Raw genomic sequence first — 12,666 nt, forward strand, 5'->3', positions numbered from 1 at the left:
AGACTGTAATGGCATTCTGTTCCACTTAAAATCCAAATTTGTGACCAGAGCTTGTCCTCGGGTAACTATTTTGGTGCAAATCGACGCTGTTAAACTCACGATCTGTACCAATGACAATAATGACAAAGCGAAAATGACCATGTCCCGACAATCGTCCATTCCCCGCCTGATTTTACGCCTGTTGCCGGGGGCCGCGGCACTCGTGTTGATTGCGCTGGTGGCCGCCTGGATCTGGCTGCGCCAGAGTCTGCCGATTCTGGAAGGCGACCTGGAGACGGGCGTGTTACAGGTGCCGGCGACCATCCGCCGCGATACCCGGGGCGTGGCACTGATCGAATCGGAAAGCCGCGACAGCAGCGCCTTTGCGCTGGGCTTCCTGCACGCCCAGGAGCGCTTCTTCCAGATGGACCTGCTGCGGCGCAATTCCGCCGGGGAGCTTTCGGCGTTGGTGGGCAATGCGGCGTTGAAACACGATCGCCGCGTGCGGGTGCACCAGTTCCGGCAGCGGGCGGAGCGCAATGTGGCCGCCCTGCCCCGCGCCCAGCGGCAACTGCTGAGCCGGTATGTCGAGGGGGTGAACTACGGCCTAGAACAGCTCGGCGCAAAACCCTGGGAGTATGCCCTGCTCGGCACCGAACCACAGCCCTGGACCGCCGCGGACAGCATGCTGACCATCTTCAGTATGTACCTGACCCTGCAGAGTCCCAACGGCAAATATGAATTTCGGGACACCGCGCTGGCGGACCTGTTGCCGGAGGACCTCTACCATTTCTTCTTTCCCGCTGGCGGCAGCTGGGATGCACCGCTAATCGGGAAAGCCCGCGGTCCGGTGACCCTGCCACAGACGAATATCGCCTCACTGCTGGAGGCGGACCAGTCGCTCGCCTACCAACCCATGGCCAGTGAAGATCATATCGTCGGTAGCAATAACTGGGTTGTCGGCGGCGCCCTGACCGAACACGGTGCGGCCATAGTCGCCGATGATATGCACCTGGGCCTGAACGTACCCAACATCTGGTACCGGGCCGCCTGGAAAATCCCCGGAACCGAACGCTACCTGCGTGGCGCCACCCTGCCGGGCGGCCCCATCGCCGTGGTGGGCAGCAACGGCAAGGTAGCCTGGGGCTTCACCAACACCGGCGGCGACTGGAGCGACCTGATCCCGCTGGAATTGAACGAAGACGGTAGCCAGTACCGCACGCCCGACGGCTGGCGTGCATTTGAGAGCGCCGAGGAGACCATTGCGGTCAAGGGCGCCGCCCCGGAAACACTGGCGGTGCGCAAAACCATCTGGGGGCCGGTGGTCGCCGAAGATCACAACGGCAGGCCCCTGGCCTACCGCTGGGTCGCGCACGATGTCGAGGGCGGCAACCTGAATCTGCTGCGTATGGAAACAGTGGAGACCGCCAGGGAAGCGCTGGATCTCGGCCCGACACTGGGCATTCCGCACCAGAACCTGGTGGTGGGCGACAGCCGGGGCCATATCGGCTGGACCGTCGGCGGCGCCATTCCGCGACGGGTAGGGTTTGACGGCAGTCGTTCCGTTTCCTGGGCCGATGGCGACAACTACTGGGACGGCTATCTGTCGGTGGATGAGCAGCCCCGGGTATACGACCCGCCTTCCCACCGTATCTGGACGGCGAACGCCCGCACCATGGATGGGGAATTCCTGCGCATCATGGGCAACCAGGGCTACGCCCTGGGCGCACGCCAGCAGCAGATTCGCGACGACCTGTTCAGGCGCGACCAATTCAGCGAACAGGATCTGCTGGATATCCAGCTCGACGACCGCGCCGTCTTCCTGCAGCGTTGGCAGCAGCACCTGCTGGCATTACTTGCGGGCAGGGATTCCTATCGCGATATACGCGCTCAGGTCGAAAACTGGGGCGCGCGCGCCAACGCGGATTCTGTCGGCTACCGCATCGTGCGGAACTACCGCCTGAAATTCATGGAATACGCCACCGCGCCACTGCTGACCTATATGCGGGGCTTTGATAAGGACTTTTCGCTGGGCTCGGTGAACCGCCAGATCGAATACGCCATCTGGGAGATGGCCAGCCGCGAGCCCGAAAACCTGCGCAACCCGGAGTTCGAATCCTGGCAGTCCCTGAAATTGTCGGCGCTGGATGAAGTGCTGGCGAAGATGGCTGAGGGCGGCCTGCCACTGGCGGAGCAGACCTGGGGCGAACAGAATACCGCAGAGATTCGCCACCCCCTGGGCCGCGCGCTATCCGCGGTCAACTGGTTTACCGCAATGCCGGCAGAACCGCTTTCCGGCGATACCCATATGCCGCGTGTCCAGTCGCCGGACAGCGGCGCTTCCGAGCGCATGGTGGTGGCACCGGGTCGCGAGGAGAACGCCATCTTCCATATGGCCACCGGACAGAGCGCACACCCGCTGTCGCCCTTTTTCGGCAACGGCCATGAGGATTGGGTAAAGGGTAATCCCTCGCCGATGGCGGAGGGGGAGACCCGTTACGAAATCCAGCTCCGATAGCCCGGATATTGCATCAGGGGGCGCGATCATCGTGGCCCCTGGTGAAATATCCGGGCTAGAGGAAGAAGCCACCCGAGACTTCGATCCGTTGCCCGTTGAGCCAGCGACTATCTTCGGACAAGAGCGAGGTAATGAAAAGCCCGATGTCATCGGCCACGCCAGCTCTTCCCAGAGAGGTATTGGCGGTGACAAATTCCTGAACCTCCGGGACATCGCGCACCGCCCCGCCAAAGAAATCTGTGGCAACCGGACCTGGAGCGATCGTATTCACCGAAATACCACGCGGCCCAAGTTCCACTGCCATATAGCGCGTTAGCACTTCAAGGGCTCCCTTCATCGAGGCATAGGCGGCACTTCCAGCATTGGCGTGGCGTGTCATGCTGGTGGATACATTGACGATGCGGCCACCATCCTTGAGCAGCGGCAAGAGTTTTTGCGTAAGGAACAGGACGCTCTTGAAGTGAATATTCGAGAGGCGATCGAAGTCGGCTTCGGTGATTTCCCCGAACGGGGCCGGCGCATGGACCCCGGCATTGTTGACGAGAAAGTCGAACCGATCGGTATTCCAAGTCGTTGCGAGAGCCTGCTGCACGGCAGCGACGAATTCGTCTATCCCGGCAATGTGGTTGGCATCGTAGGGCAGTGCGACGGCGCGGCGATCAATTGAGTGGCACTCTTCGACGAGGGCCTGCGCCGCCGCTTCGCTCGTCTGGTAGGTCACGATGACATCGACGCCACGACGCGCCAGATGCAGTGCAGTGTTCCGGCCAAGCCCGCGGCTTCCGCCGGTGATGAGCGCAATTTTGGGATTGTTAGGCATGATTGCTGATCCGCTCAGTTGTTGGAGGAATGGGGATAATCCTACGAACCGGTGTCTGTCGCTTGTCGGTGAGTGCGATTTTTTTGCCAAATACTGCCAATTGCAAGAAGATGCGTTAAAGGAGGCGGAATGCTCACCGATCTGAAAAATGCCCTGAAGCGCTATCTGTCTCACCGGGATCAAGGTTTTGGCATCTTCCAAACGCCGGTTCCAGGCATGGTGATTGGCCGCGCAGCAGCGCAGAAATTGCCTGACTACGCCATCTATCGCCCCGCACTGGGTGTTGTCGTCGAGGGAGCCAAGCAGGTTTGGCTCGGCGAACAAGTGCTTGATTATGCCGAGGGCGAGGCGCTGCTGGTCAGCGTGTCTCTCCTCGCCAAGGGCGTGATTACGCGTGCCAGTGTCAAGCGGCCGTTCCTTGGTATTTCCGTCGAGCTGGACGTGGCGGTATTGCGCGAAGTGGCGGCCATGCTCGATCCCGTCGAGGAAAAGACCGCCTCTGCCAACACGGGATTATCTGTCCACGTGTTGGGACCGGAGATTATCGATTGCCTGACGCGGCTGGCGCGTTTGCTCGAGACGCCGGATTCGCTATCGGTCCTCTATCCGGGTCTGCTGCGGGAACTGAGCTTTTGGCTACTCAAGGGGGATACCGGGGCGGAACTTCGTGCTCTTGTCAGGCCAGACGGCGCTTCCAGCCGTATAGAGCGGGCTTTGGCAATTCTGCGCAGGGACTTTGCGACAGCCATGCGGGTGGAGGATCTGGCTGCGGCAGCCGGAATGAGCCTTACCTCGTTCCATCGTCACTTCAAGGCGCTGACGCGGGTCACGCCCATCCAGTACCAGAAGCAGTTGCGCCTCGTGGAGGCCAGACGAATTCTTGATGCCGGGGCCGACAATGTCACCGGCACAGCCTTTGCAGTGGGTTATGAAAGTGCGGCCCAGTTTTCCCGTGACTATGCGCGTTTCTATGGCCTACCCCCGAAACGGGACACTCTATCGAGGCGCCTTGGACTAACCTCGAAAAGGTCACACTAGTAGTCCATACGGAAAGTTGTGTAGCTGTTCGCTTCGCCAAAGCGTCCAGCTCTGCGTTGAGAAAGCCTAAAATAGAACCACTATTCCTACGCTTTCTCGCCTTGATCTGAACACTTTGGCTGTGTTCCTTAGTGACCGAACTTTCCGCATGGACCACTAGCCCGGATATTTCACCAGGCCGCTTAGTATTCAGCGTACGCCTGGTGAAATACCCGGATCAACCGGGTACCCATTGCTCGCGATCTCCTGTCGGCCCCGCGCTTCCCCCTCCACCACACCCGCCCTCCCGGCCGCTGCCCATTCCCGGCTCAAGGGTCGGCACGATTGTTTACAGATAGGCCAATGTAAATGATAATGCTTCGCCTTACGCTTAATTAAAAGGAAGTAATCCCGATGCAATGCCTGCTGAAACCCGCTACCTACCTCAGCCCCCTGGCCCTGACCACCGCTCTCGCTCCCGGCGGCGCCCTGGCCGAAACCGCTGAAAGGAAAGAAAACGAAGAACTGACGGAAGAAGTGGTCGTCATCGGTCAGCCGGTAGACAGCCTGCTCGACGCCGGGGACCTGAACCGCAGGCAGGCCAATGACCTGGACGATATTTTCTCTGGCGTGACATCGGTGCTAGTCGGCGGCTCTGTCGGCGCCGCGCAGAAAATCTACGTACGCAACCTGGGTGAGGACACATTGAATATCAGTGTGGACGGAGCCACCCAATCCGGTGTCACCTATCACCACACCGGCCGCATCACCATTGAGCCGGAGTTGCTGAAACAGGTACATGTCCAGGTCGGCGCCGGCGATGCCACCAGCGGCCCGGGCGCACTGGGCGGCGCAATCAAGTTCGAAACCAAGGACCCGGACGATCTGCTGGGCGATGAGAATCTGGGCGCACTGCTGAAAACCGGTTACTTCTCCAACAGCGAAGGGACCAAGAACAGTGCAACGGTGTACGGCCGCTTCAATGACACCTTTGGTGCCATGGGCAGCTTCGTGAATTCCGACCAGGACAATATGGAAGACGGCAACGGCGATGAGCTCACCGGCAGCAACTCGAAGCAGGAACTGTCATTCCTCAAGCTGGTGGGAGATTTCGAGAGTGGCCACAAGGCCAGCCTGAGCCACGAGAAGCTGGCCGAGGAAGGCCTGAAACTGCAACGCCCGGAATGGAGCGAAGGACCGCGCAACCCGCTGCGCCGTCTCGAATTCGATCGCGCGACCAGCACACTGAAATACGAGTGGGACAAACCGGACAGCGGCTTGGTCTCTGTCAGCACCAGCCTGTACCGGACCGATTTCGAAATCTACCGCCCCTCGGACAACTACATGAGCTCGGTGGAAACCACCGGCTTCACCATCGGCAATACCAGTGAAGTGGCGAGCCACACTGTCCAATACGGTATCGACTACCGCGATGACGAGGTCCTCGCCGGCGAGGCGGGCGCTGCCGACCCTTTCCTGGAAACCAGTGAAGTCCTGGGTTTCTTCGTGCAGGACGACTATCGGCCCACCGACAGGCTGCTGCTGACCTTCGGCACACGTTTCGATGACTTCGAGGCCGAGGACAAGGAGGGCAATCGCTTTGCCGAAGACGGTTTCAGCCCCAACCTGGGCTTTTCCTACAGCGCCACCAACAGCCTGACATTCAGCGGCGGCTATGCAGAATCGCTGCGCGGTGTGGAAACCAATGACGGGTTCAAGCTGTTCGGCACCACCAATGACCCGGATCTCGAAGCCGAGCGCGCAAAGAACTTCGAGCTGGGTGTGGATTACGAAATCGGTCGTTTCCTGCTTTCCGCCGGTCTGCACGATACCACCATCGAAGATGCCATCGGCAATGCGGTGCCCTGGTCCAGGCACTACGAAAACCTCGGCGACCTGGAATCCGAAGGTTACACACTCGGCTTCGCTTACCGGGGCGAGCGCCTTTTCTCCAAGTGGAGTTTTCTCGATACCAGCGCCGAGATCGACGGCGAGGAGCTGACCCGCTACTCCTATGGATATCTGGGTACTTCGACCGGGGATACGTTGAACATCGATACCTCCTATCGGCTGACGTCCACGCTGGATATCGGCTGGATCGCCACTGTCGTGCAGGACAGGAACGATATCTACGTGGAATCTGCCGGGGCGGCAATCGATAAGCCGGGCTACGATGTGCACGACATCTACGCGCACTGGCAACCGGGTGCGGTGGATGGGCTGAGCCTGACGCTGACGGTAAAGAACCTGCTGGACGACCAGTACCTGGATCACGGCAGTGTGGAGGATTTCCGCAGTGTCTACCCCGGCTCCGGCATCATCGGCTACCCGGCGCCCGGTCGGGATCTTCGCCTGAGTATCGGCATGCGCCTCTGAGCACCGGCGGTACCCGAAATCGATAGCGCGGTGGTCCCTGCCCCGCGCTTTTCCATTGCTTCCCGGGAGATACGCATGCCGGCCCGATTGCCGCATACGCCTTTACCGCTGGATATCATATCCCGCTGCCTGGCCGCGCTGGCGGGCGGCTACGCCCTCAGTATCGCCCTGCCCCTGTTGCTCGCCCTGCTGCTGGCAGTCGATCGCGCGCAGACTACCCTGGTGGCCCTGCTGTTCAGCTTCACTGTCTATACGGCTGCGTTCTTGTGGACCTTCTGCGCCCGGACGCACTGGCGGGCCTGGATTGGCCTGCTGCTCCCTGCCCTCGGCTGCGGCGCCATCGACGCGCTGATACTGTCGCTGCGAGCGGGAGGGCAGGTATGAAGACGAGGTTTCGCGCTGCCATGGCGCAGCTGCATCGCTGGGCCGGGATCCTGTTCAGCGCGATGATGTTCTTTATTTTCCTCACCGGAACCGTCGGCTACTTCCACTACGAAATCGACCGCTGGATGGAACCAGAGCGGCCACTGGCAATGGACCGCCAGGCCAGTGCGAGCGATCCGACACAAACGATTTTCAGCGCACCCTCTGCCGGCGGCCGTATCACCGTCACCCAGGCGGAGCTGGTGGAGCTGGGGTTCAGGCGCCTGCACGCACTGGCAATCCAGGATGCCATCTGGTGGGGCGTGATCCTGCCCACCGGGCGAAACGGCAATACCTGGATCGAATGGCAACCACCCCGGCGGCCCGATGGGCATCGACCGGAGCGGCGCGCGGAATACCTGTCGTTCGCGGACGGCGAGCCGCAATGGATCCGGCCCCGTCACACAGGCGGGGGCGAGGCACTCTATCGCCTTCACTGGAAACTGCACTACCTGCCGGAAACCGCGGCCTACTGGATTGTGGGGCTGTGCACCCTGCTGATGCTGGTGGGCCTGGTTAGCGGTGTCATCATTCACCGGAAAATCTTCCGCGATTTTTTCACACTGCGGCTGTTCAGGAGCTCCCGCTCCTGGCTCGACCTGCACAATATCACCAGCGTGATGTCACTGCCGTTTCAGCTGATGATCGTCTACAGCGGACTGATCTTTTTCGCTGTCACTTTTATGACCCCGATCGTAACCGCCCAGTATGGTGAAGACGGGGCCCGTACCTTTTACAGGGAAGCGTTTCCCGAGGCAGAAGCGGAGCCGAAAACCGGCACGCCGGCGCACATGGTCCCGGTGGTTCCGCTGCTGCATGCGGCACAGGCCGAGACCAAAACCAGTATCGGACAACTGTATCTGCTCTACCCCGGCGACAAAAATGCGCGCCTGTCTTTCTACCTGCCGGAGACCACGCCGGGTCACTATCGGGGCAAACCGCACAAGATCCTGTACCGAGCCAGCACCGGCGAACGGCTCGAGGGTGGCAACCAGCTCTACGGTGGCGCCGCGTCCGTGGAGAAAACGCTGATCGCCCTGCACGAGGGGCTGTTCGCCGATTGGCGACTGCGCTGGCTCTACATCTTCAGCGGTCTGCTCGGTGTCGGTATGATCGGCACCGGTGCCATCTACTGGCTCAGGAAGCGGCAGGCAAGAGACCGACAATCCTTCGCTGCCGTGGAGCGTTTCTACGCAGCGGTCCTTGTCGGGCTTCCCATCGGTATCGCGGCCTATTTCTGTGCAAATCGCCTGATTCCCGCCCACTGGTCCGAACGGGCCGACTGGGAGATGCACTGCCTGTTCCTGGCCTGGATGCTGACCTTTGCCTACACCTGGCTGCGCCCGCTGGAGAGAATCTGGCGGGGACTGCTCCTACTGGCGGCGACGGCCTGGAGTCTTGTGCCGTTGGTCAATGCCGTGACCAGCAACCGGCACCTGGGAATCAGCCTGGCCAATGGCGACCGGGTGCTGGCGGGTTTCGATCTGTCGGCAATCGCCGTCGCGATCGCCTTCGGCCTTTTGGCAATCTATGGCTACCGGCGAGCCTACCGCTCGAACGGAATCGGTAGTCGCGCCGTCGCGGCGGAGGGATAGGATGCTTTCGGTTTTTGTTTCCCTGTTGTTCGCCCAGTTGCTGCTGGCGCTCTCGATGGCGCGACACGCACCGCTGACCCAGCGGCTGGTGCAACCGGCGGCCCCTTACGAAAGGTTGAAAAGGGGGACGCGCTTGTCGGGATTCGGGCTGCTGCTGCTTTCCCTGGTAGTGGCGGTCCTCGATTCGGGCCCCGGCCTCGGCATTACCTGGTGGCTGGGGTTGTTTCCATTGAGCGGGATGATCGTTGTGATTCTTCTTGAGCACGGGCAGCCACGATCACGGGTCGTCGTTCCCGGCCGGGACAGCGAACCGGTATCAGGCCGTCTCGTCGAGGATTGCGAATGACAGGAAGGAAGTCAGCAGCCCCAGGGCGAGCACGACTGGTAGCAGCGGGAAACACAACATCAGTAGCGATGCGCCGATCCACAGGTTTTTGACCCAGCTTTTCTTTAGCCGGTAGTCCCGGGTGTAGCGACGCGTGTGGTCGTCTTGCGGATCCGGGATACAGATTTCATGTTCCTGCGGCTGAAATGCCCGCACCAACAAAGTGCAATAGAACCGGATCAACGCCAAAAACATGTCGTGCACCACTCGCAAACGTCTTTTGCAGTATAGATGCTTGCATGGGAGAGACCCGGGTGCAGGGTGGACAGCGGCGCCGGGAGTGCCGTTGACTGTGGAGTGGATCTCTACTGGCTGTCGCGATACCAGCTCAGCTTTGTGTGCAGGCTCACAACGCCGCCGATAATCGTCAATGCCGGCGCTTCGACTTTCTCGTCCACCGCCAGTTGCGGCAGGCTGGTCAGGTCGCCGACCACGACGCGCTGTTCGCGGGTGGTGCCCTTTTCCACCAGCGCCGCGGGTGTCCCGGGTGACAAGCCGTGCATCATCAATTGCGCGCAGATGGTCGACAGGCCGGTCAGGCCCATATAAAACACCAGCGTCTCACCCGGTACCGCCAGCTCTTTCCACGGCAACCGCAGTTCGCCCTCTTTCAGGTGGCCGGTAATGAAGCGCACCGACTGGGCGTAGTCGCGGTGGGTCAGTGGAATGCCGGCGTAGGTGGAGCAGCCGGAAGCGGCGGTGATGCCGGGCACCACCTGGAACGGGATGCCGGCCTCGGCGATGCGGTCTATCTCCTCGCCGCCGCGGCCGAAAATGAATGGATCGCCGCCCTTCAGGCGCAGCACCTTCTTGCCCTCCCGCGCCAGGTCCACCAGTAGCTGGTTGATATCGTCCTGGGGCACCGAGTGGAATTCCTTCTTCTTGCCCACGTAGATACGATCCGCGTCGCGACGGACCAGGTCCAGCACCTCGGTTGAAACCAGGCGGTCGTAGAGCACCACGTCTGCCTGCTGCATCAACCGCAAGGCGCGGAAGGTGAGCAGGTCCGGATCGCCGGGGCCGCCGCCGACCAGGTAGACCTCGCCTCCCGGTGCCGGGCTGCCCTGCCACTGCTCCAGTGCCTGCAGCAGCGCCTTTTCCCCCTCCCCGATTTTGCCGGCTTCCACCTTGCCGGCCACCGGGCCGTCGAATACCCACTGCCAGAAGTCCTTGCGCCGCGCTTCCGGCAACGCCTTCTTCACCCTGTCGCGCATCCGCGCGGCCAGTTCCGCCAGCGAGGCGATCCCGGGCGACAGCAGCACTTCGAGCTGCGCGCGGATCCGGCGCGCCAGCACCGGTGCCGCGCCGCCGCTGCTGATGCCGATGGAAATCGGCCCGCGCTCGACAATCGCCGGGAAGGTAAAGGTGCACAGCGCCGGGGAATCCACCACATTGACCGGCAGGCGCCGGGCCTTCGCATCGCGGGAAACCGCGGCGTTTACCTGCTCGTCCCCGGTGGCGGCTATTACCAGTTCGGCGCCATCGAGGAAGTCCTCGTGGTAGCGGGAACGGAAATACTCGCCGCTGCTGTCTTCCACCAGCTGGCGGAGTTCATCGGTAATTTCCGGGGAGATCACCAGCAGGCGCGCGCCGGCCCTGTGCAACAGGCGCGCCTTGCGGGTGGCGATGGCACCGCCGCCTATCAGCAGGCAGGGGCGGTCTTTGAGATCAAAGGCGAGTGGTAGGTAGCGCAAGGTTGGGGCTTATTGTTTCAGTAGTTTTTGTTTAAGGGGCAACTTCTCGCTCCTGCTGCCAGTAAGCGAGTTCCGAGACAACTATGCAGATTCGGGCGAGATCACTTCCTGACCGCGCATATAGGAACGCAATACTTCGGGCACTTCTATACTGCCGTCCTCGCGCTGGTAGTTTTCCAGAACCGCGATCAGGGTGCGGCCCACCGCCAGGCCGGAGCCGTTCAGGGTGTGCAACAGTTCCGGCTTGCCGGTTGCACGGTTGCGCCAGCGGGCCTTCATGCGGCGCGCCTGGAAGTCGCCCACCAGGGAGCAGGAAGAGATCTCCCGGTATTTGTCCTGGGACGGGATCCAGACCTCGATATCGTAGGTCTTGCGCGCGGCGAAACCGATATCGCCGCCGCACAGGGTGACGGTACGGTACGGCAGCTCCAGCTTCTGCAGGATGGTTTCGGCATTCTGTGTCAGGGTCTCCAGTGCCTCTTCGGATTGATCCGGGCGCGTCGCCCAGACCAGCTCCACTTTTTCAAACTGGTGCTGGCGAATCATACCGCGGGTGTCGCGGCCGTGGGAACCGGCCTCGGAACGGAAGCAGGTGGTGTGGGCGACGAATTTGTGAGGCAGTGAGTCCGCGTCCTCGACGATTTCGTCGCGATAGAAATTGGTCAGCGGCACTTCCGCGGTCGGGATCAGGTAGAAGCCGCGTTCGTCGGTGAGTTTGAACAGGTCTTCCTCGAACTTGGGCAGCTGCGAGGTGCCATAGAGGGAATCCACGTTGACGATCACCGGCACATTGGCCTCGCGATAGCCGTGCTCCTCGATATGGGTATCGAGCATAAACTGCGCCAGCGCGCGGTGCAGCTTCGCCAGCTGTCCGGTCATCACCGCAAAGCGCGAGCCGGTGAGCTTGGTGGCCATCTCGAAATCCAGGCCGCCGAGTTTCGCGCCCAGGTCCACATGGTCCTGGATGTCAAAATCGAACTGGCGCGGCTGGCCCCAGCGGCGCACTTCGACATTGTCGTCTTCGCTCTCGCCCTCGGGCACGGATTCGTCCGGCAGGTTGGGGAGCGCGTACAGGACCTCGTCCAGCTCCGCCTGCAGCTCGCCCAGTGCGTTTTTGGCCTTGTCCAGCTCGCCGCCCAGGGATTCGACTTCCTTCAACAGCGGCGCTATGTCTTCGCCCGCGGCCTTGGCGCGGCCGATATTCTTCGACTTGCTGTTGCGCTCGCTCTGCAGCGCCTCGGTGCGCACCTGCAGTTCCTTGCGGCGCTCCTCGAGTTTTTCGAGTTTCGCTGTGTCCAGTTCCACACCGCGCTTTTTCAGGGCCGCGGCTACCTGGTCCATTTGCGTACGAATCAGTTTGGGGTCGAGCATCTCGTTGTTCTTACTGCTGGGTCCTCCGCCTGGCGGAGTCCGGGTCGGTTAAAAAAACTTCATTAACAGCGCCACGGTGGTGGCGGTGGCGCCGAGGCACAGTACCAGGCTGAGAGCCACATAGGTCAGCGCCGTCAGGGGCTGGCCATTGTGCCACAAGATCAGGGTATCCAGCGAGAAGGTGGAAAAGGTGGTCAGCGCACCGCAGAGCCCGGTCATCAGCATCAGGCGGATTTCCTCACCCAGCATGGCGCGCTGGGCGATCAGCACATAGGCGATACCGATCAGGCAGGAGCCGACGACATTGACGATCAGGGTGCCCAGCGGGAACTTGCCGTTGAACACCGGGTGTGCCCAGAGGGTGACCAGGTGCCGAAGGATTGCCCCGACGGCGCCACCGAGCGCTATTGCCAACCATTGCATGCTGTTTCAATTACCAATGACTTATCAAAGACGGACCAATTGTGCCCGACTGAGACTCATTGTTC

Annotated in this window: 11 protein-coding genes; 6 read left to right on the forward strand and 5 right to left on the reverse strand. The window is 61.3% G+C overall.

Annotation, left to right across the window (positions count from 1 at the left end):
- Positions 1–139: 139 nt before the first annotated feature.
- Positions 140–2,497 carry a penicillin acylase family protein gene (locus tag MWN76_RS07635; protein ID WP_250460757.1) on the forward strand — a complete coding sequence of 786 codons (2,358 nt, stop codon included), beginning with the start codon at positions 140–142 and terminating at the stop codon, positions 2,495–2,497.
- 55 nt (positions 2,498–2,552) lie between these two features.
- On the opposite strand, the gene MWN76_RS07640 is transcribed toward MWN76_RS07635, so the two are convergent.
- Entirely contained in the window at positions 2,553–3,317 is a 765-nt protein-coding gene (locus tag MWN76_RS07640; RefSeq protein ID WP_250460758.1) for an SDR family NAD(P)-dependent oxidoreductase, read from the reverse strand.
- Positions 3,318–3,446: 129 nt separating this feature from the next.
- Between MWN76_RS07640 and MWN76_RS07645 the strand changes: the two genes are divergently transcribed.
- The 5 genes from MWN76_RS07645 to MWN76_RS07665 all read left to right on the forward strand — a co-directional run bounded on the left by MWN76_RS07645 (position 3,447) and on the right by MWN76_RS07665 (position 9,074).
- On the forward strand, positions 3,447–4,355 hold the full coding sequence (locus MWN76_RS07645; protein WP_250460759.1) for an AraC family transcriptional regulator: 909 nt from the start codon (positions 3,447–3,449) through the stop codon (positions 4,353–4,355).
- Positions 4,356–4,748: 393 nt separating this feature from the next.
- Entirely contained in the window at positions 4,749–6,710 is a 1,962-nt protein-coding gene (locus MWN76_RS07650; protein ID WP_250460760.1) for a TonB-dependent receptor domain-containing protein, read from the forward strand.
- A 75-nt stretch (positions 6,711–6,785) separates the two neighbouring features.
- Entirely contained in the window at positions 6,786–7,094 is a 309-nt protein-coding gene (locus MWN76_RS07655; protein ID WP_250460762.1) for a DUF3649 domain-containing protein, read from the forward strand.
- The gene (locus MWN76_RS07660; protein WP_250460763.1) at positions 7,091–8,728 is read left to right on the forward strand and encodes a PepSY-associated TM helix domain-containing protein; all 1,638 of its coding nucleotides are present in this window, start codon (positions 7,091–7,093) and stop codon (positions 8,726–8,728) included. The genes MWN76_RS07655 and MWN76_RS07660 overlap by 4 nt, the downstream gene beginning before the upstream one ends.
- Before the next feature lies 1 nt (position 8,729).
- A complete protein-coding gene (locus tag MWN76_RS07665; RefSeq protein WP_250460765.1) occupies positions 8,730–9,074 on the forward strand; it encodes a DUF3325 family protein in 345 nt (114 codons plus the stop codon).
- On the opposite strand, the gene MWN76_RS07670 is transcribed toward MWN76_RS07665, so the two are convergent.
- The 4 genes from MWN76_RS07670 to crcB form a co-directional block, all read right to left on the reverse strand.
- Complete coding sequence (locus MWN76_RS07670) at positions 9,045–9,269, reverse strand: hypothetical protein (protein WP_250460767.1); 225 nt, start codon at positions 9,267–9,269, stop codon at positions 9,045–9,047. The genes MWN76_RS07665 and MWN76_RS07670 overlap by 30 nt on opposite strands.
- Before the next feature lie 149 nt (positions 9,270–9,418).
- Complete coding sequence (gene cysG / locus MWN76_RS07675; protein ID WP_250460769.1) at positions 9,419–10,807, reverse strand: siroheme synthase CysG; 1,389 nt, start codon at positions 10,805–10,807, stop codon at positions 9,419–9,421.
- Between the two features lie 81 nt (positions 10,808–10,888).
- A complete protein-coding gene (serS, locus tag MWN76_RS07680; protein ID WP_250460771.1) occupies positions 10,889–12,178 on the reverse strand; it encodes a serine--tRNA ligase in 1,290 nt (429 codons plus the stop codon).
- Between the two features lie 48 nt (positions 12,179–12,226).
- Positions 12,227–12,601, reverse strand: coding sequence for a fluoride efflux transporter CrcB (crcB, locus tag MWN76_RS07685; RefSeq protein WP_250460773.1), 375 nt, complete (start codon positions 12,599–12,601; stop codon positions 12,227–12,229).
- Between the last annotated feature and the right edge of the window lie 65 nt (positions 12,602–12,666).

Origin of the sequence: Microbulbifer litoralis, from assembly GCF_023634065.1 — a bacterium.
Classification (GTDB): domain Bacteria; phylum Pseudomonadota; class Gammaproteobacteria; order Pseudomonadales; family Cellvibrionaceae; genus Microbulbifer; species Microbulbifer litoralis.